This window comes from Streptomyces sp. B1866, from assembly GCF_031932565.1.
Lineage (GTDB): Bacteria > Actinomycetota > Actinomycetes > Streptomycetales > Streptomycetaceae > Streptomyces.
Map to the genome: position 1 here is coordinate 1 of NZ_JAVSCF010000118.1, position 19222 is coordinate 19222.

General features: G+C 74.1%; 21 protein-coding genes. 15 read left to right on the forward strand and 6 right to left on the reverse strand.

The features are described from left to right. The first annotated feature begins 515 nt into the window (after nt 1-515). Nucleotides 516-1583 carry a S1 family peptidase gene (locus tag RKE29_RS16805; protein WP_312006219.1) on the forward strand — a complete coding sequence of 356 codons (1068 nt, stop codon included), beginning with the start codon at nt 516-518 and terminating at the stop codon, nt 1581-1583. Between the two features lie 106 nt (nt 1584-1689). On the opposite strand, the gene RKE29_RS16810 is transcribed toward RKE29_RS16805, so the two are convergent. Then, complete coding sequence (locus tag RKE29_RS16810; protein WP_312006220.1) at nt 1690-2136, reverse strand: PPOX class F420-dependent oxidoreductase; 447 nt, start codon at nt 2134-2136, stop codon at nt 1690-1692. A gap of 156 nt (nt 2137-2292) precedes the next feature. On the opposite strand from RKE29_RS16810, the gene RKE29_RS16815 reads away from it, so the two are divergent. The 12 genes from RKE29_RS16815 to RKE29_RS16870 all read left to right on the forward strand — a co-directional run bounded on the left by RKE29_RS16815 (nt 2293) and on the right by RKE29_RS16870 (nt 15947). After that, complete coding sequence (locus RKE29_RS16815; RefSeq protein ID WP_312006221.1) at nt 2293-4104, forward strand: gamma-glutamyltransferase; 1812 nt, start codon at nt 2293-2295, stop codon at nt 4102-4104. A gap of 282 nt (nt 4105-4386) precedes the next feature. Then, nucleotides 4387-5220: an inositol monophosphatase family protein gene (locus RKE29_RS16820; RefSeq protein ID WP_312006222.1), complete on the forward strand. Its 834-nt coding sequence runs from the start codon at nt 4387-4389 to the stop codon at nt 5218-5220. 32 nt (nt 5221-5252) lie between these two features. Then, nucleotides 5253-6671: an NAD(P)/FAD-dependent oxidoreductase gene (locus RKE29_RS16825; RefSeq protein ID WP_312006223.1), complete on the forward strand. Its 1419-nt coding sequence runs from the start codon at nt 5253-5255 to the stop codon at nt 6669-6671. A 67-nt stretch (nt 6672-6738) separates the two neighbouring features. After that, entirely contained in the window at nt 6739-8214 is a 1476-nt protein-coding gene (locus tag RKE29_RS16830) for an AlkA N-terminal domain-containing protein (protein ID WP_312006224.1), read from the forward strand. Between the two features lie 123 nt (nt 8215-8337). After that, nucleotides 8338-9531, forward strand: coding sequence for a M20/M25/M40 family metallo-hydrolase (locus tag RKE29_RS16835; protein WP_312006225.1), 1194 nt, complete (start codon nt 8338-8340; stop codon nt 9529-9531). A gap of 209 nt (nt 9532-9740) precedes the next feature. After that, a complete protein-coding gene (locus RKE29_RS16840) occupies nt 9741-10973 on the forward strand; it encodes a helix-turn-helix transcriptional regulator (protein ID WP_312006226.1) in 1233 nt (410 codons plus the stop codon). A gap of 430 nt (nt 10974-11403) precedes the next feature. Then, nucleotides 11404-11985, forward strand: coding sequence for a GTP cyclohydrolase I (gene folE, locus RKE29_RS16845; RefSeq protein WP_312006227.1), 582 nt, complete (start codon nt 11404-11406; stop codon nt 11983-11985). Next, nucleotides 11982-12491, forward strand: coding sequence for a 6-carboxytetrahydropterin synthase (locus RKE29_RS16850; protein ID WP_312006228.1), 510 nt, complete (start codon nt 11982-11984; stop codon nt 12489-12491). The genes folE and RKE29_RS16850 overlap by 4 nt, the downstream gene beginning before the upstream one ends. Beyond that, nucleotides 12488-13342, forward strand: a complete 855-nt coding sequence (locus tag RKE29_RS16855) for a hypothetical protein (protein WP_312006229.1) — start codon at nt 12488-12490, stop codon at nt 13340-13342. The genes RKE29_RS16850 and RKE29_RS16855 overlap by 4 nt, the downstream gene beginning before the upstream one ends. Then, nucleotides 13257-14120 (forward strand): DUF2797 domain-containing protein, encoded by an 864-nt coding sequence (locus tag RKE29_RS16860; protein WP_369016041.1) that lies wholly within the window; start codon nt 13257-13259, stop codon nt 14118-14120. The genes RKE29_RS16855 and RKE29_RS16860 overlap by 86 nt, the downstream gene beginning before the upstream one ends. Next, the gene (locus tag RKE29_RS16865) at nt 14107-14709 is read left to right on the forward strand and encodes an AAA family ATPase (protein ID WP_312006230.1); all 603 of its coding nucleotides are present in this window, start codon (nt 14107-14109) and stop codon (nt 14707-14709) included. The genes RKE29_RS16860 and RKE29_RS16865 overlap by 14 nt, the downstream gene beginning before the upstream one ends. 11 nt (nt 14710-14720) lie before the next feature. After that, a complete protein-coding gene (locus RKE29_RS16870) occupies nt 14721-15947 on the forward strand; it encodes a glycosyltransferase family 4 protein (protein WP_312006231.1) in 1227 nt (408 codons plus the stop codon). Here RKE29_RS16870 and RKE29_RS16875 read toward each other — a convergent pair. The 5 genes from RKE29_RS16875 to RKE29_RS16895 all read right to left on the reverse strand — a co-directional run bounded on the left by RKE29_RS16875 (nt 15872) and on the right by RKE29_RS16895 (nt 18196). Next, entirely contained in the window at nt 15872-16396 is a 525-nt protein-coding gene (locus RKE29_RS16875; protein ID WP_312006232.1) for an NUDIX hydrolase, read from the reverse strand. The two genes, RKE29_RS16870 and RKE29_RS16875, sit on opposite strands and share 76 nt — an antisense overlap. A 221-nt stretch (nt 16397-16617) precedes the next feature. Beyond that, nucleotides 16618-16821, reverse strand: coding sequence for a DUF397 domain-containing protein (locus tag RKE29_RS16880; RefSeq protein WP_312006237.1), 204 nt, complete (start codon nt 16819-16821; stop codon nt 16618-16620). 70 nt (nt 16822-16891) lie between these two features. Next, nucleotides 16892-17095, reverse strand: a complete 204-nt coding sequence (locus RKE29_RS16885; protein WP_312006238.1) for a DUF397 domain-containing protein — start codon at nt 17093-17095, stop codon at nt 16892-16894. A 70-nt stretch (nt 17096-17165) separates the two neighbouring features. Continuing rightward, entirely contained in the window at nt 17166-17369 is a 204-nt protein-coding gene (locus RKE29_RS16890) for a DUF397 domain-containing protein (protein ID WP_312006239.1), read from the reverse strand. 5 nt (nt 17370-17374) lie between these two features. Further along, complete coding sequence (locus tag RKE29_RS16895) at nt 17375-18196, reverse strand: helix-turn-helix transcriptional regulator (protein ID WP_312006233.1); 822 nt, start codon at nt 18194-18196, stop codon at nt 17375-17377. Nucleotides 18197-18632: 436 nt separating this feature from the next. Here RKE29_RS16895 and RKE29_RS16900 point away from each other — a divergent pair, with 436 nt between their 5' ends. Both RKE29_RS16900 and RKE29_RS16905 read left to right on the forward strand, forming a co-directional pair. Beyond that, on the forward strand, nt 18633-18983 hold the full coding sequence (locus RKE29_RS16900) for a hypothetical protein (RefSeq protein WP_312006234.1): 351 nt from the start codon (nt 18633-18635) through the stop codon (nt 18981-18983). After that, a partial coding sequence (locus RKE29_RS16905) for a hypothetical protein (protein WP_312006235.1) occupies nt 18980-19222 on the forward strand: 243 nt, incomplete at its 3' end. The genes RKE29_RS16900 and RKE29_RS16905, both read left to right, overlap by 4 nt.

Genomic DNA, 19222 nt, shown 5'->3' on the forward strand with positions numbered 1-19222 from the left:
GGCCCGGCGGCGGGCCCGGAGTGGCACGCGCCGCGGCCCGCCGCCGGCGCCGCGCGGTCCACCGTCTGCCAGGGCTGACCCGGCCCGTGTCGCGGTCCCGGCCTGACCCGGCCGTGAGCGCGCCACCTGACGAGGGCCGGGCTTCCGGCGCCGCCCCTGCCTGACGAGCCCCGTTCCGCGCGCCTCCGGCGCGGCTGCCGCACACCCCGCGCACGCCGGGGGCGGAATCCCGCGCTCCCGCGCCCCGCGCGTGCCAGGGGCGCCGGACGCGCCCCGCACCTTCCCGCCCGCTCCTGGAAACGGGCGGGCGCCGGTGCGTAAGTTGCCCCGAATACGTCTCGATTGTGACTCGTGTGTCGTGAACGAGGCCTTGTGTGCGCCCCGTTGATCTCGGAATACTCGACCCTATTGGCATGGACGCGTCTGGCTGATCGCTGGTGCGCGCCCTGCCGTCATGTCCTCCGGGCCACCCGGCACCCCACTGCCCAGGCCCACCCCCCACTGGAGGAGAAGAGTTGAAGATCCGACGCACATCCCCCCGCTCCGCGATCGTGGCGGGCGTACTGGCCCTCGCCTCGGCGGTGCTCGCCGCGCCCGGCGCCACCGCCGCCCCCGCGCAGCGGCCCGACGCGCTGTCCGCAGCCGCCGCGAACGCGTTGTCTACGCGCATCACGGACTCCCTCGACGGCGCCACAGCCGGGTCGTACTACGCGGCCGACAGCCGGCACCTGGTGGTCAACGTCCTGGACGAGCGGTCCGCCGCCGCCGTCCGCCGGGCCGGCGCCGAGGCGAAGGTGGTCAAGCACTCCCTGGCCCAGCTCGACCGGGCCCGCGCGACCCTGCGCGAGAAGGCCACCATCCCCGGCACCTCCTGGTCCGTCGACCCCCGGACCGACAAGGTCGTGGTCACCGCCGACCGCACGGTCCGCGGCGCCGCGCTCGCCCGGCTCACCGCCGTCGCCCGCGGGCTCGGCGACCGGGTCGAGGTCAGGCGCTCGGCCGGCAGGTTCACGACCTTCATCGGCGGCGGCGACGCCATATGGGGTGACAGCGGCCGCTGCTCCCTGGGCTTCAACGTGGTCAAGGACGGCCAGCCGTACTTCCTCACCGCCGGCCACTGCACCGAGGCCATCCGCAGCTGGTCCGCCTCCCAGGGCGGCCCCGTCATCGGGGTCAACGCGGGCAGCAACTTCCCCGGCCACGACTACGGCCTGGTGAAGTACACCGCCGACGTGCCGCACCCCAGCGAGATCGACCTCTACGGCGCCGGCACCCAGCCCATCACGGCAGCCGGCGACGCCGCCGTCGGCCAGCAGGTCACCCGCAGCGGCAGCACCACCCAGGTGCACAGCGGGCAGGTCACCGGCCTCGACGCGACGGTCAACTACGAGGAGGGCACGGTCACCGGCCTGATCCAGACCGACGTGTGCGCCGAGCCGGGCGACAGCGGCGGCTCGCTCTTCGCGGGCAGCACGGCGGTCGGCCTCACCTCGGGCGGCAGCGGGAACTGCTCCTCGGGCGGTGAGACCTTCTTCCAGCCGGTGACGGCGGCACTCGCCGCGTTCGGCGCGCAGATCGGCTGAGCCCGCCCGGCCCCGGGCGTGCCCGCGGGGCCCGTACGACCGGTCCGGTGCGACCGCCCCGTACGGGCCCCGTCGCCCTACTCCGCAGCCCGGCCCGCCCGTGTGCTCAGGCCGGACTCCAGCCGTACACGCGGTCGACCGGCAGCCGTACCACCAGCCGCCGGTCCGCCACCATCGCCGCGCGGAACTCCTCCCAGTCCGGGTGCTCGCCCAGGACGGCCCGGTAGACCACGGCCAGTTCGTCCACGGTCGCGTCGTGCGGGTCCGCGGCCACCGGCGTCAGCTCGGCGGTCCCCTCGGCGACCACGTAGGCGGAGTGGTCGGGAGTGGTCACGTGGAGGCTGGCGCGCGGGTCGCGGCGCAGGTTGCGGGTCTTGGCGCGGTCGTCGGTGACCGAGACGCGGATGACGCGCGCGTCGGGGTCGTAGGCGTAGGCCACGTTGGACAGCTGCGGCCGGCCGTCGCGCTTGAGCGTGACGAGCACGCCGTACGTGCGCTCGCGCAGCAGGTCGGACAGGTCGCCCGCGCCGGGCTTCTCGGGGTGATCGGACATGGCGTCACCTTAACCGGGGCCGCGCGCCGGGCCGCCGGTATTTCGCTGTCCCGCGCGTGCGGCCATCGGTGATGATCTGTCGTGTCCCGCAGCGACCCGGCCCCGCGGCGGTCCGGCGAGGACCGGCGCGGCCACCCGACCAGGAGACGCCCGGCCATGTTCACCACCCGCCCCACCCTGCACGGCACCTTCGGCATGGTGTCCTCCACCCACTGGCTCGCCTCCCAGTCGGCCATGGCCGTCCTGGAGGGCGGCGGCAACGCCTTCGACGCGGCCGTCGCGGCCGGGTTCGTGCTGCACGTGGTCGAGCCGCACCTCAACGGCCCCGCCGGGGAGGTGCCGGTCATCCTCGCCCCGGCCCAGGGAGCGGTGCGGGTGCTGTGCGGCCAGGGGCCCGCCCCGCGCGGGGCGAGCGCCGCGCACTACCGGTCGCTCGGCCTGGACCTGGTGCCCGGCACCGGGCCGCTGGCCGCCGCTGTGCCCGGCGCGTTCGACGCGTGGATGCTGCTGCTGCGCGACCATGGCACGCGGCGCCTGGCCGACGTGCTGTCGTACGCCGTCGGCTACGCCGAGCGCGGCCACTCGCCCGTCGAACGGGTGGGGGAGACGGTCGAGACCGTGCGGGAGCTGTTCGAGACCGAGTGGACCTCGTCGGCCGCCCTCTACCTGCCCGGCGGCCGCCCGCCCGCCCCCGGCCGGCTGCTGCGCAACCCGGCCCTGGCCGCCACCTGGCGGCGCGTCATCGCCGAGGCTGAGGCGGCCGGCAGCGGCCGGGAGGCGCAGATCGAGGCGGCGCGCCGGGTGTGGCGCGAGGGGTTCGTCGCCGAGGCGCTGGCCGCGGCCGCCGCCCGGCCCACGCTGGACACCTCCGGCGTACGCCACCGCGGCGTGCTGGACGGCGACGACCTCGCCGCCTTCGCCGCCACGTACGAGGAGCCGGTCCGCCACGACTGGAACGGCTGGACGGTCTGCAAGGCCGGCCCCTGGTCGCAGGGCCCGGCCTTCCTCCAGCAGCTCGCCCTGCTCCCCGACGACCCCGCCGGCCTGCCCCCCTACGGCACGCCCGAGTACGCGCACACGCTGATCGAGGGCACCAAGCTGGCCATGGCCGACCGGGAGGCGTGGTACGGAGACGCCGCCGACGTGCCGCTGGCGGACCTGCTGTCGCCCGAGTACAACGCGGCACGCCGGGCGCTGATCGGCCCGGAGGCGTCGTACGCGCTGCGCCCGGGCAGCCCCGGCGGGCGCCCGCCGGCCCTGAGCGGGCACGCCACCGCCGTCGCCGCCGAGGAGGAGCGGTTCGACCCGCTCGGCGTCTCCGCGCCCGGCACCGGCGAGCCGACCGTCGGCTGGGACGGCGCCACCCGCGGCGACACCTGCCACCTGGACGTGGTCGACCGCTGGGGCAACATGGTCGCCGCCACGCCCAGCGGCGGCTGGCTGCACTCCAACCCGGTCGTCCCCGAACTGGGCTTCCCGCTCGGCACCCGGCTCCAGATGGCCTGGCTCGACCCCGGGCTGCCGAACACGCTCACCCCGGGCCGCCGCCCCCGCACCACCCTCACCCCCTCGCTCGCGCTGCGCGGCGGCGAGCCGGTGCTGGCCTTCGGCACGCCCGGCGGCGACCAGCAGGACCAGTGGCAGGTGCACTTCTTCCTCGCCGTCGCGCTGCGCGAGCCGGTGCGCGGCGGGTGGGACCTCCAGGGCGCCGTCGACGCCCCCAACTGGCACACCGACAGCTTCCCCAGCTCCTTCTACCCGCGCGGCATGGTGCCCGGCGCGGTCACCGTCGAGTCCCGGATCGGCGCGGAGACCGTCGAGGAGCTGCGGCGGCGCGGGCACCGGGTCACGGTCGCGGGCGCGTGGACGGAGGGGCGGCTGTCCGCGGTGGCCCGCGACCCGGAGACCGGCGTGCTGTCGGCGGCCGCCAACCCGCGCGGGATGCAGGGCTATGCCGTGGGCCGATGACAGATTTTGAAATCTGTCATCTGTTGCTTGTCATCTGTCATCTGTCATCTGTCATCTGCCATCTGCCATCTGTCACCTGCTATCTGCCATCTGTGATCGGTCGTCTGACCGCGGGCCGCCCGGCCGACGGGCCGCCGGCCGGGGGCCCGCACCGCCGCCCGGAGCGCCGGATCCGACCCGCCGGGCGCCGGGGCCGCGCCACCCGCGCGGCGTTCACCCGGCAGCCGCCGACCGGCCACTGCCCGGCCACCGGATGTCGCTGCCGCGTGGTTCGATGGACAGATGATCCAGCCGATCGACCAGTTTCTCGCCGGGGGCCTGTCCGAGGTCGAGGACGCGGTCCGCGACGCGGCCGCCGCCGAGATCACGCCCCGTTTCCGGCAGCTCGCCGCCCACGAGATCGCGGAGAAGAACGGGCCGTACGACCTGGTCACCGTCGCCGACCAGCAGGCCGAGCGGCACCTGACCGCCGCGCTGACCGGCCTGCTGCCCGGCTCGGCCGTGGTCGGCGAGGAGGCGGTGCACGCCGACCCGTCCGTGCTCGCCGCGCTGCGCGGCGACGCGCCGGTGTGGATCGTGGACCCGGTCGACGGCACCCGGCAGTTCGTGCACGGCGACCCGGGCTTCGCCACCCTCGTCGCCCTCGTCCATCGCGGCGACCTGCTCGCCTCGTGGACGTACGCGCCCGCCCTCGGCCTGATGGCCGTCGCCCGCCGCGGCCGGGGAGCGGAGCTGAACGGCGAGCGGATACGGTCCGGCGCCCCCGGGCCCGGCAGGCCGCTGACCGTGGCCGTGTCCCACTTCGACTTCACCACCGACGCCGAGAAGCGCAGCCTGTTCGGACTGTGCGCCGACGGCGGCGTCGAGGCCCGCCCGTGCGGCTCGGCGGGCCTGGAGTACCTGAACGTCGCCCGTGGCCTGCTCGACGCGGTGGCCTTCACCTGGGAGAACCCGTGGGACCACGCCGCGGGCCTGCTGCTGGTCGCCGAGGCGGGCGGCACGAGCGGCACGGTCGCCGGGGAGGCGTTCCGCGTGGCCGGCGGCAACGCGCTGCCGTTCACCGCCGCCCGGGACGAGGCCACCGCCCGGCATATCCTTGGCCTGCTGGCGGACTGATCGGCGTCTGCCCCGTACGCAGGAGGCTGCACGTGCCGTCCATGCTCGACGTGGCCGTGGTGGGTGCCGGGCCGAACGGGCTGACCGCCGCGGTCGAACTCGCCCGCCGCGGCTTCCGCGTCGCGGTCTACGAGGCCGCCGGGGCGATCGGCGGCGGGTCGCGCACCGAGGAGCTGACCCTGCCCGGCTTCCGGCACGACCCGTGCTCCGCCGTCCACCCGCTCGCCGTCGGCTCGCCCGCCTTCCGCGCCATGCCGCTGGACCGGCACGGCCTGGAGTGGCTGCACCCCGAGCTGCCCATGGCCCACCCGTTCCCGGACGGCACGGCCGCCGTCCTGGCCCGGACCGCCGACGAGACCGCCGCCTCCCTCGGCGGCCGCGACGCCGACGCCTACCGGCGCCTGGTCGCCCCGTACCTCGGCCGGTGGGAGACGCTGGCCCGCGACTTCCTGCGCTGCCAGTGGGACGGCCTGCCGCGCGAGCCGCTGCGCTACGCGCGCTTCGGACTCGACGCCGTGCAGCCCGCCGCCCTGCTCGCCCGGCGGTTCCGCGGCGAGAAGGCGCGCGCCCTCATCGCCGGGCTCGCCGCGCACGCCATCGCGCCCACCACCGGCGTGGCCACCGGCGGCATCGCCCTGGTCTTCGCGCTCGCCGCCCACGAGGTCGGCTGGCCGGTGCCGCGCGGCGGCTCCCAGTCCATCGCCGACGCCCTCGGCTCGTACCTGCGCGCCCACGGCGGCGAGATCCACACCGGCTTCCTGGTCCGCCGCCTGGACGAGCTGCCGCCCGCCCGCGCGTACGTCTTCGACACCTCGCCCACCGCCCTGGCCCGCATCGCCGGGCTCGGCGACGCCTACCGCGGCTACCGCTACGGCCCCAGCGTCTTCAAAATCGACTACGCGCTGGACGGCCCGGTGCCGTGGACCGCCAAGGACGCCCGCCGCGCCGGCACCGTCCACATCGGCCCCACGGCCGGCGAGATCGAAGCCGCGCTGCACGCCGCGGTCCACGGCCGCGACCCGTCCGTACCCTTCCTGATCACCTCCCAGCCCACCCTGCTGGACAGCACGCGCGCGCCCGAGGGCAAGCACGTCTTCTGGGCGTACGGGCACGTGCCGCGCGGCTGGCAGGGAGACGCCACCGAGGCCGTCGAGCGGCAGATCGAGCGCTTCGCCCCCGGCTTCCGCGACCTGGTGCTGGCCCGCGCCGTCGCCGGACCGCCGGAGGTCGCCGCGCGCAACGCCAACTACGTCGAGGGCGACACCGCCTGCGGCGCCTTCCGCGGCCTCCAGACGCTCGTACGCCCCAAGCTCGCGCGCGTGCCGTACGCCACCGCCCACCCGGCCGTCTTCCTGTGCTCCTCGGCCACCCCGCCCGGCCCCGGCGTGCACGGCATGTCCGGCCACCACGCGGCCCGCGCCGTGTGGCGGCGGCTGCGGCAGACCGCCTGACCCCGGCGGACGCCCACGTCGGATTCCCGCGAGCCCGGCCCCGCACCCGTACCCGATGCTTGAGGCCATGCACACCGACACCGAGAGCTGCCTGCGCGCCGCCCGGGCCAAGGACGCCCGCTTCGACGGCTGGTTCTACGTCGCGGTGGTCACCACCGGCATCTACTGCCGCCCGAGCTGCCCGGTCGCGGGACCCAAGCCCGAGAACATGCGCTTCTACCCCAGCGCCGCCGCCGCCCAGCAGGCCGGATTCCGCGCCTGCAAGCGCTGCCGCCCCGACGCCAGCCCCGGCTCCCCGCAGTGGAACGAGCGGGCCGACCTGGCCGCCCGCGCCATGCGCCTGATCGCCGACGGCGTGGTCGACCGCGAGGGCGTCCCGGGCCTGGCCGCCCGCCTCGGCTACAGCACCCGGCAGGTCGAGCGCCAGCTGCTCGCCGAGGTCGGCGCGGGCCCCCTCGCCCTCGCCCGCGCGCAGCGCGCCCAGACCGCCCGCCTGCTGGTGGAGACCAGCGACCTGCCCATGGCCGACGTCGCCTTCGCGGCCGGTTTCGCCAGCATCCGCGCCTTCAACGAGACCGTCCGCGAGGTCTACGCGCTGTCCCCGACCGAACTGCGCCGCCGCGCCCGGCGCGGCCCGCGCGCCACCACCCCCGGCACGCTGTCCCTGCGGCTGCCCTTCCGCCCTCCGCTGTGCCCGGACAACCTGTTCGGCCACCTCGCCGCCACCGCCGTGCCCGGCGTGGAGGAGTGGCGCGACAGCGCCTACCACCGCACCCTGGACCTGCCCTATGGCCACGGCACCGTCGCCCTGCGCCCCGAGCCCGACCACATCGCCTGCCAGCTCGCCCTCACCGACCTGCGCGACCTCGCCGGCGCGATCAGCCGCTGCCGCCGCCTGCTGGACCTCGACGCCGACCCGGCCGCCGTCGACGCCGCCCTGCGCGCCGACCCGCACCTGGCCCCGCTGGTCGACCGCGCGCCGGGCCGCCGCGTGCCGCGCACGGTGGACGCGGCGGAGTTCGCGATCCGCGCCGTCCTCGGCCAGCAGGTGTCCACGGCGGCGGCCCGTACGCACGCGGCCCGGCTGGCGGCGGCCTACGGCAAGCCTCTGGACGCGCGCCGCGACGGCACCCTCGCCTACCTCTTCCCCCGCCCCGAGGCGCTGGCCGAAGCCGACCCGGCCACCCTCGCCCTGCCCCGCGCCCGCCGCGACACCCTCCGCGCACTGGCCGCCGCGCTCGCCGCCGGGGAGATCGCCCTGGGCGTGGGCGACGACTGGCAGCAGGCCCGCGCGCGGCTGGCCGCGCTGCCGGGCATCGGCCCGTGGACCGTGGAGGTGATCGCGATGCGCGCCCTGGGCGACCCGGACGCGTTCACCCCCACCGACCTCGGCATCCGCCGCGCCGCCGCCGCGCTCGGCCTCCCCGGCACCCCGGCTGCCCTGACCCGGCACGCGGCGGCGTGGCGGCCGTGGCGCGCGTACGCCGTCCAGTACCTGTGGGCCACCGACGACCACCCGATCAACCGGCTGCCCGCCGCGTGACTGTCAGGGCCGTCGGGTAGTCCACCATGGCCGCGAGGTATGCGCGTGCGCGCGGCCGGTGGAGACGGACCGAGGCCGTCCGCACACTGCCGGTACGGCACACGCGAAGGGCAGGGGAGAAGCGTGAGCGAGAACCTTCAGCAGGTGTCCGAGGCCCGCACGGCGTCCGTGGTAAGTCTCGCCCAGGAGCTGATCCGGCGTCCCAGCCGGGCGGGGATCGACGACTACGGGCCCGTCCTGAGCGTGCTGGAGGACTGGCTTGCCGCCCATGGCCTGCCGCACCGCCGTCTACACGACGACACCGGTGAGCTGGTGGGGCTGCTGGTGGAAGTCCGCGGGAGCCGACCGGGCGCGTGGTGGACGCTGGACGCCTGCGTGGACACCGCCCCGTACGGCGACGAGGCCGCCTGGTCGTTTCCCCCGGCCTCCGGCGAGGTCCGTGAGGGCTGGCTGCTGGGCCGGGGGGCCGCCGACTCCAAACTCGCTGCCGCCATGTTCTGCCACATCGCGGCCGACCTGGCGCCCCGCACCGAGGCCCTGCGCGGCGGACTCGCCGTCCTCTTGGACGTCGACGAGCACACCGGCGGCTTCGGCGGGGCCCGCGCCTACCTCGCCGACCCGGAGGCGGGCCGTCCGGCGGGCGTGATGATCGGATACCCCGGGTTGGAGGAGGTCGTGGTCGGTGGCCGGGGGCTGTGGCGGGCCACCGTCGCCGTGCACGCCCCCGCCGGGCACTCCGGGTCAAGCCGGGCCGTGGTCGGCGCCATCTCCCGCGCCGCGCACCTCGTCCGCCTCCTCGACGCCGCCGAACTGCCCGGCGCGGGGGACGGCTCCGGGTTTCCGCTGCCGCCGAAACTGTCGGTCACCTCCTTCCACGGCGGCCAGGGCTTCTCGGTCACTCCCGACCGGTGCGACCTGAACATCGACATCCGCACCACCCCGGTCTTCGACGCCCACGACGCCGAGACCCTTGTCCGCGAGGCCGTCGCCGAACTCGACGCGGAACTGCCCGCTCCGACGCCGACCGAGATCACTCCGGTCGCCACCTGGCCCCCCTTCCGCCTCCGCGCGGACGAGCAGCCCGCCGCCGCCCTGCTGAGCGCCGCCGCAGAGGCCGGGCTCACCGTGCGTGCGAAGACCGCGGGGCCCTCGAACATCGGCAACCTGCTCGCCGGTGAGGGCATCGCGGCCACCGCCGGGTTCGGCCTGCCGTACGAGGGGCTCCACGGCACCGACGAGCGCGCCCGCCTCGCGGAACTCCCCACTGTGTACGCCGTCTACCAGCGCGCCGTGCACACCCTCCTCGGGGTCGGCTGACGCTCCCAGAGGTGTCCCAGCTTCCTCCCGGACGGCCGTTTCGAGCTGGACGTGAGCTGCCGCCCGGATCCGGGGCCGGTGGTCCGGCCCTGCGGGAACGCCAGGCCGAGGCAGCGTCAGGAGGGCAGGAGCGACCTGGGAGGCGTACCCCGGAGGCTGCGGCGCCGGTACCGTGGGGAGCCGGTGAACTTCCAACGCCGGAGGCCGGGATGACGGACGGTTCGGACGAGAGCAGCGGTGCGCGGATCGCCTCCTACCGCAAGCTCGCCGGGTACACCCAGCGGGAGTTCGCCGAACACGCCCACCTGTCGCTGGGCAGCGTCCGCAAGGTGGAGCGGGGCGAGCGGCTGCCCACGTATGGCTTCCTGCACACCGCGGCGCGGACGCTGGCGGTGAGTGTGGAGGAGCTGACTGGGCAGCCCTACCGGGGGCAATGCCGTGCGGATGAGCGGGTGCACGCCCCGGTCGCGGCGATTCGCACGGTGGCGCGGGCGTACGATCTTCCGTCGGCCTGTCGTACCGGGTCGCGGCCCTTGGAGGAGATCGCGGCTGATGTCGGGGCGGCGACGCGGCACCGGGCGGCGGCCCGCTACACCCGGCTGGGACTGGCGCTGCCCGCGCTGCTGGAGGAGCTCACGGCCGCTGTGCACCGGCTGGACGGAGAGGAAAAGCGGCGGGCCGCGAAGCTGCTGGCCTCGTGCTACTACATGGCGCACTGCTTGGCCTACCGGCTCGGATATGCGGATCTGGCGTCGCTGCTGGAGGATCGGCAGCGGTGGGCGGCGGAACTGTCGGGCGACGCGCTGTCGGTGGCGCTGGCCCGATGGTCGCGGGCCGGGGGCTTCCAGGCGGCCCGGGAGTACGGGGCGGGACTGCGGCTGCTGGCCGATGCGCGGAACGAGCTGGCGGAGCAGGTCGGCGCGGCCCCGTCGCCGACCGCGGTGACACTGCTGGGCAGTCTGCGGCTGCGCGAGGTCACGCTCGCCTCCCGGGCCCGTAACGAGCAAGCGACCGCCCACCACCTCGAACAGGCCGAGCGGCTGGCCGGGCAGGTCCACGGCGGGGCGGACCGGGTGCATTACCATCTGACGTTCGGCCCGGTGAACACTGCGGTGCACGAGGTTGCCGCCCAGGTCGAGCTGCGGCATCCCGAGATCGCGGCAGGGAAGGCGAGAGCGCTTCGCCTGCCGCCTTCGCTGCCGCGCACGCGTCGCGGGCATCATCACATCGACGCAGCCCGCGCCTTCCTGGCGGCGGGCGACCGGGAAGCGGCGCTCGCGGCGCTACAGCAGGCCCGCGAAGTGGCCCCGCAGCAGACTCGCTATCACCCGATGGCCCGGGAGGCGGTGCGAGTGCTGGCCGGGCAGTACCGGAAGGTCGGTCAGGACGTGCGGGCGCTGGCTGCCTGGATGGGGTCGGCCGCCGCGGGCGCCGGGCGGTAGGCCGAGCCGCCCCGGGTGGGGCAGTGTCAAGGAGGACGGCAGGGCGGAAGTACCCCAAGGCGGGTTACTTTCCCCCCGAGTCTGTGAGCATGCTGTCGCTGTCAGCAATCATTCGTACGGCAGGAGGGAGTCGTAGGCTCCACCGGGCACCGGGCCGAGAGCAATCCGGCGTGAGTGCATCGCGGTGTGAGGGTCTTCGACACTCGCTCCGGCCGTGTAGGTGTGATCAACGGGATCGGCGAGCCGTACGACCCGGCGGAGACTGCCTCGTGCTGTGACTGGTTCCGCTCTGCGGCGGGTGCGAGTGCAAGTCTGCCGTTGCCGCTGTCTGTCCCTGGCAAGAACCGCGTCGACCCTGAGCACCACCAGGCACCACCCGTCCCGGAACCCGGTAGCTCCACTTGGGGCTTTGATGTGCCGAGGAGTTCATGTGACCGTGCCGACCACCACCCTCACCTCCGCGAGCCTGGACGACGCCGCGGATCTGGCCGCCCGCATGCTGGCCGCGCTGGGCGTCGACCTGTCCGATCCCGAGTTGGAGGCCACCCCGGGCCGCATGGTGCGGGCGCTGAAGGAGATGACCACTCCGCCCGGTTTCACTGCGACCGATTTCGAGGCCACCGCCGAGCCCGGCCAGCTCGTGCTGGTCCGCGACATTCGCTTTGTATCGGTATGCGAGCACCACGTGTTGCCGTTCACCGGCGTTGCCCACATCGGCTACGTCCCCCGCAAGCGCATCCTGGGCCTGAGCAAGGTCGCTCGGGTCGTCCACCACTGCGCGCGCCGTCTCCAGGTCCAGGAGCGGCTGACCGGGCAGATCGCCGACTGGCTGGTCGACTACCTCGATCCGGCCGGGGCTGGCGTGCTGCTGAGTGCCGAGCACACCTGCATGACCCTGCGGGGGGTCGGCGCCACCGGCTCGCGCACGACCACTTCCGCGCTGCGCGGAGTCCTGCTGGACGACGCCGCTGCCCGCGCGGAGTTCGTGTCCCTGGCGGTGAGTGCGTCATGACGACCGTTCAGCCGGATGCGCGCCCCCTGCTGCGGGCGAAGGTCGGCGGCGTGGGCTGGGACTTCAACGCCGCGCACACCGGTCTGCACGACGGCGTGTTCGAGCCGCTGCACGGCCACACCTACCAGGTCGAACTCGCCGCGTGGGGGCCTGCGGACGAGACCGGTCTGGTCGCCGACTTCCGCGTCCTCAAACAGCACCTGCGCGAGGTGATCACGCCGCTCAAGCGCCGCACCCTCATCGCTACCCGCACGGCAGGCGTCTCGGTCGAGGATGCCGACCAGGGCCAGATCCAGGTGAACGGTGGCGGAGCCTGCTTCACCCTGCCGAAGGCGTGGGTGGTGCTGCTGCCGACTTCCGGCACCAGCACCGAGGCCCTGGCCTGCTACCTCGTGGCGCAGCTCGCCCGGCGGATCAGCACCGCATGCCCCGGCGTGGAGCGGCTGGAGCTGACGCTGACAGAGTCGGCCGAGTGCGCCGCCACCGCCGAGGCGGTGCTCGGGTGACCGCCCCTGCCTCGGGCGTGGGCCGCGGACCTCTGGCGGCCGTCCTCGGCCTGGCCCTGGACCAGGTGCTGGCCGTCCGGCCGGGCAGGCTGCCGATGCTGTGCCACCCGTGGGACGCCTGGTGGGTGGCCGCGCGCTCGCTCGGCCGCATCAGGCCCGAGCCCGGGACGTGGGGGGCCTGCCCTGCGTGTGCGGAGGTTGCCGCCGCGCAGATCGTGCTCCCGCTGCCCGGTCACCCCGGGCATGACGGGCGCGGCTGCGGCTGTCACCGCACCTGGGCCGAGGCGATGCGCGCTCCGCTCGCCGAGGGCCGACTGCCCGCAGTGCCGCAGCGTCTGACCCTCGCGCTGCTTAAGCCCGGCGCCCCGCGCCGGACGATCCGCTCCCGACTACGGACCGCGCTGCGCGAGGTACACGTGGTGGACCGGCAGTTGACGGCCGCCGACTGCGACCGGCTGTACCCGGACGCCTATGGCGCCGAGTTCGTCGCCCAGCGCACCGCCTACCTGACCAGCGGCACCGTCGAGGTCGTGGTGCTGGCCGGAGGCACGGACGCCGTTGCGTGCGGGGCCGCGCTGAAACGCACCGTCCGCGCCGACCTGGGCGTCGGCATGCTGCGCAACCACCTGCACATGCCCGACAACCCGGCCGAGGCCCTCGCGGACATCGCGCTGCTGGCAGGCTGGGACGAGCTCACTCGGCTGTACCGGCGATGGGAGAGTGATGAACGGCGTCTCGCCGCCCGCCTGGCGGGCTACCGGGCTCATTTGGAACGAGGAGACGGCACTGCTGGAGTGGTCGGCCCCCAGCGGCGGGGCCACCCGCTCCAGCCCGCTCCCGATCGGCGCTGACCTCGCCCTGACCGCAGGAGCCGACCGGCGGTGCGTCGGCGTCTGGCGGGCGGGCCGTCGACTCACCTGCCCGGCTGCCGTACCGGTCGCCCCGGCCGCCCGTACCGCGCAGTGCGCCTCCTGCCAAGCACTGGACCGGTCCAGCTCGATCGCCGCGGACACCCGGCTGGACGATCCACGGCCGTTCGCGGTCTACCTCGCCCACCACGCGGGCGCCGGGATCAAGGTCGGCATTACCGCTGCCGAACGAGGCACCGTCCGGCTGCTGGAGCAGGGGGCGCTCACCTCCCTGATCCTTTCGACCGGCACCCTGGCTTCCGCCCGCCGAGCCGAGCACCTGCTCGGCTCGGCGGGCGGCCTGCCCGACCGGGTTACCTCCGCCCGCAAGCGCGCCGCCCGAACCCGCCCCGGCACCGCGGACCAGCGCGCCGCCGACCTTCTCGCCACCGCCGCCCGCGCGCGGCACCTGGCCTGGCCGGAGGGGCAGACCCGCTGCGAGCCGCAAGCCGAAGACCACACTGCCGCCTACGGCCTGTCCGAAGAAGGGCTGCACCCAGCGGCGGCCGTGCTGCCGCTCGCTTGCGGGCATGTGCTGGGCGGGAAGGTGGTGTGCCGGATCGGCACCGACCTGTACCTCGACGCGGCAGCCGGGCTTGTACTCGTGGACACGCGGCTACTGGCAGGCTGGGCGCTGCGCCGCCCGGAGCCCGGCGCCGCCTTCACCGCCGCTCTCGACGTGCTGAAAGACCAGGGGGTGGAACAGGATGCCCTCTTCTGACGCGATGGTCACGGTGGTCGAGGGCATGCCTGGTGCCGGGAAGACCACTCTGCTCGCCGCCCTCGCCCGCGTAGGGCACACGGTGCTCGGCGAGTACACCACAGACGACGGCGAACTCCTCGCCCACCCTCGACACCCCCACCATCGCGACGAGGACGGCCATCTGGCCAACTGGCTGTGCAAGAGCGCCCAACTGCGTCGGCTCACCGGAGCAGTGTGGGTGGACCGGGATTGGCTGACGGCCCTGGCCTTCGCCGCGAGCACCGGCGGCCTCTCCGAGCGCGCCGCCTGGGCGCATGGCCACCTCTCGGCCGGGCGGCTGGTCCTGCCGCTGCGGTGGATCGTCCTCGACCTGCCCCCGAACATCAGCCTCCAGCGCCGCCACGGGCGACAGGAGGCCGGGCACCCATGGTCGGACACCGCAGTACTGGACCGGCTGCGCGCGTTCTACCGCGACCCGGCCGCCGCGCTGGACGGTGCGCATCCGGGTCTGGCCGCGCGGATCGCCACCGTGCCCTTGTCGCTCGTGGACGGCGCCGCCGGGCCCGGCGAGCTGGTCCGCGTGGTGGAACTGGCCGGTGACCGGTGAACGCGCCGGTGGTGGCAGTCGCCCTGCACGACGGCTACTTCGGCACGGGCACCGGGGCCGGGCGCAGCAACCGCGCGCTGCTCGACGCCGTCGTCGGCGCGCTGGCCCCCGGCATCGGTCTCGTGCTGCTGCCGGTGCTGCTGCTCCCCGGCAGCCCCGAGTACGACCGCGCCGCGCACCAGGCCGCGCACGGGCGGCTCGCCGCTGTGCCGTACCAGGTCATCCCGTTGGACAACGGCACTGGCGGGATGCGGCGGTTCGGCGACCTCGTCGCCTTCCAGCGGCTGAACCAGCACGCCGCCGCCGTCCTCCACGAGCTGGCGGCCCGCCACCAGCAGGGGCTGCTGATCGCCATCGACCAGCCGTTCGCCGGACTCGGCCCCCTGCTCGAACCTCCCGTCGGCTGGCGGCTGCTGTACCTGCCGCGCTCCTGCGCCGACCACCACGCCGACGCCGAGCGCGCCGCCTGGGAAGAACAGGGGCTGGCCGGATGGACCCAGCGTGGCGCCGTGATCGGCGCGATCAGTGCCCACATGCGCGCCCTGCTGGTCGGCAAGGGCGTCCCCGCCGCACAGATCCTCGACGTCCCCGGCGGCCTGGCCGCCGCCGACCGCGTCCCGCTGGACGCCGCCCCGCCCCTGCCCGCCGAAGCGCGAAACGGATTCGTCCTGGCCATGGGCCGAGCCCAGCCCTACAAGGGGTTCGAGGACCTGCTCGACGCGCTGGCCCGACTCACCCGCCGGGGCGTGCGCGCGCCCCACCTGCTGCTGGCAGCGGTCACCGACGCCGGGCCCACCGCGTACCAGCGCCACCTGCGCGAGCACGTCGCTGAACTCGGACTCGACGTGACCCTGTGGACGCGGTTCCACCCCGGTCTGCCGGGCCTGCTGCACCATCCGAGGCTGCGCGCGGTTGTGGTGCCTTCGCGAGCCGAACCGCTCGGCCGCATCCCTCTGGAGGCGTTCGCCGCCGGAGCGGCTCGGGTGGTGGCGACCACCGCGGGTGGCCTGGCCGAGACTGTCATCGAGGGCACCACCGGGTACACGGCGCCTCCCAACGATCCGCAGGCACTCGCCGATGCCGTGCTCCGCGCGCTCACCGCTCCACCGGAGCAGGTCGAGCGGCTGCGCGCGGCCGGGGCCGCCCTGGTTGCCACCCGCGACTACACCCGTTGCATCACCGGCGTGCTGACCGCGCTGGCGCCCTGGGCGACCGCCGCCGCGGCGACGAAGCCGTAGACCTCGCACGCGACCTGGGCGGCTGCGGCTGCCTGGGCCCGGCCCGGCTCACCCCAGCCGAGAAGACCGGCCGCCCGGTCGAGCGGCACCCACACCCGCGGGTAGACCAGGCCGCTGTCCGGGTCCTGCGTCGCCTCACGCCACTCCGCCACCCGCGCGGCCACCCGAAGCTGTGCGAACGGCTCTGCGTCGTCCGCGCGAACCTCCTGGTAGCCGAGCGGAACCACATCGCTCAGCGTCACGTCCGCCTCCTCCAGTACCTCCCGGCGCAAGGTGGCCTGCCAGTCGGCGTCGTGATCCTCCGGAGTGCCACCGGGAAGGTTCCATCCTCCAGGCATGTCGATCAGCAGGACCCGCCCGGCTTCGTCCAGGATCCAGGCGTACACCTGGCGTACCGGCAGGGTTTCAGGGGCGGGCCACACGCGATGCCAAAGAAAACTCGTCGTCACGCCGAGCCACGGTAGTCCCTTGACACTCATCCGGGGCGCGGTCGCGCGGCGCGTGCCCGGTGCGGAATCGACTCCCGCGAGCGCCGCCCAGAGCCCAAGCGGCATGAGAAGGGCCGGTGCGTCGCGTCTTATGGGGCGAGGGCAAGCGGTTCTTGCGCGCCGACTGGGCGGCGGTCCCCGAAAGTGTTTTCGGGACTGCCGCCCAGCCGTTGAGCCGTGGGTCAGGAGGTGCGCGTCTCCACCTGCTTCACGGTGGTGACGAAGGCGTTCCAGGCACCGGTCGGGAAGATGAGGGCCGGGCCGTGGGGGTTCTTGCTGTCGCGGACGGGTACGAGACCCGGGAATCCGTCGGCCACCTCGACGCAATCGTTCTGCAGGCCGCTGTGGGTCGACTTGCGCCATCGTGCCGCGCTGAGATTAGGCATCTCGTTCACTGGACTCCTCCAGACAATTTCTGATGGGAACCGGTGGTGCGCTGATGACCCGGACGGGAGATCAGACGGTGGGCGTCTCCGCGTGCTTCACCGTGGTGACGAAGGCGGTCCAGGCGTGGGCCGGGAAGACGAGGGCGGGGCCGTGGGGGTTCTTGCTGTCGCGGACGGGTACGACGCCCGGGAATCCGTCGGCCACCTCGACGCAGTCGTTCTGCAGGCCGCTGTGGGTCGACTTGCGCCATCGTGCCGCGCTGAGATTAGGCATCTCGTTCACTGGACTCCTCCAGACAATTTCTGATGGGAACCGGTGGTGCGCTGATGACCCGGACGGGAGATCAGACGGTGGGCGTCTCCGCGTGCTTCACCGTGGTGACGAAGGCGGTCCAGGCGTGGGCCGGGAAGACGAGGGCGGGGCCGTGGGGGTTCTTGCTGTCGCGGACGGGTACGACGCCCGGGAATCCGTCGGCCACCTCGACGCAGTTGTTTTCCATGCCGCTATAGGTCGACTTGCGCCACTGGGCCGCTTCCAGGCTGCGCATCTCGTTCACCGGTACTCCTCCAGGTATTGTCCGATGAGGTCCAGCGATTCCCGTTCCGGAAGTGCCAGACAGGACGTCCAGTCGAATTGCTGGGCCAGCTCGACGACTCGCCGTGTCGACTCTACCAACTCTCCGGAGCCGAAGGACTCCACGTACGCGATGGTTGTCCCGCGTAGTGTGGTGAGGAGGGTCAGCGACCCGCCCAGCATCCAGTAGTCACCGCGGTCGAACGGCACGACCTGGAGCGTGACATCCGGATTTTCGGCCACCCGTAGTATATGTGCCAACTGGTCGGCCATGGCTTTCCTGTCCCTGATTGGCCGCCTAAGTGCCGCTTCGTCCATCGCGGCCCAGTATGGCGGTCGGTCCTCGCGGTCGAAGACCCGCTGGCGCGCCAGCCTAATCGCCACGGCGTCATCGATGTCGCTCTTCGGCGCCTTCGGCTTTTCCGAGCTGATCCGCGACCGCGCGTAGTCCTCGGTCTGCAACAGGACGGGAATCGTGCTGCTCGCGAAGACCCGGATGCGCTCCGCCCTCAGTTCCCACTCGGCTCCCTTCCGCTGGTACTCCTGGATCGTCCCGCCGGTGATCACCTCCAGCAGCTCGAAGAACGTCCCGCCCGTGTCGAGCAGGTCGTCCAAAGCGTGCGCCAGGTTCTCGGACGGCGCCTGAACCCCGCGCTCGACCTTGCCGATGTACGAGTGGTCGAACCTGGTCTTGTCGCCCAGGTCCCGCAGGGACAAGCCGCTGCGGTCGCGGCGTCGCTTTAACTCGTTGCCCAAAACCTCCGGCAGCGTGAGCCGTTCGTCCTTCTCCCGCTCTGCCATACCGCCAGACCTCCGCCTGAAATCGCACGTTCGCTCGACTGTCGAACAAACTCTCGTGGTCAGGCTCCGCCTGACCCCGCGTCACCTCTGGCGAGAGTAACGCTCCAGGGACGAATGTGTAACCCCCGCTTCCCGTCGGGCGATTGCGAATGCGGAGTATCCCCCGGCTCCGGTTCGGCCTCGGCGGGAAGCGGCTTCCGGCAGGGTCACGACAAAACCCCGGCGACCGCGCAAACGGCCCCGGGGCGTGGCCTCCAGCTAACGAGGAGCTGAAGACATGAGCGATCCTATCGAGCGTTTCACCGGTTTGGTGAAGCGGATTTTCGGACGCCGAAAGCCGGGCCGTCACCGGGCTGGTTCCGCGCCGGTTCCGGCACCGCGTGCGACCGTCTGGTGGAAGGGTACGGCCGGGGCCTGGGCCGCCGTCGCTCCGCCTGTGGACACCGGGGAACTGGACACGCCGACGCTGCGCCTGCCCCGGGCCGTACCCGACCCGGCGGACGACGTGTTCTGGCCGGTGGACGAGCCCCTGGTGCGCGCGTTCGTCGTCGCGCACGAGCGGGAGGTCGCCGCCCGGGAGCGGGCCGAGCGGGCCGCGCGCGTGCGGCGGGCGCAGGCGAGCCGGGCCGAGCGGCGGGCGCAGCGGCAGCGGCGGCGGGACGCGTGGCTGGCCTCGTACGGGATCGACACCGGGCCGCGCCGCATCCACGGGGTGGTGGTCTCCCGGTNCTCGTACGGGATCGACACCGGGCCGCGCCGCATCCACGGGGTGGTGGTCTCCCGGTGAGCGCGGAACGCAGGCAGCGGCCGTGGCGGGGGCTCGGCGGGGCGCCGCTGTACCTGGTGCCCGCCTCTTATGAGGACGCCGACCGCCGTGCCGCGCGCATGCTGGAGGCGGTGGCCCGGGCCACCGAGGCCGCCAACGTCGCCCGGGCGCACCGGCTGCTCCAGGCACCCCCGCCCTCCGGAACGGCCGCCGCACCCCTCGACAGCGGCGGGGCGCCGTTCGTGCTCCGTGAGTACGCC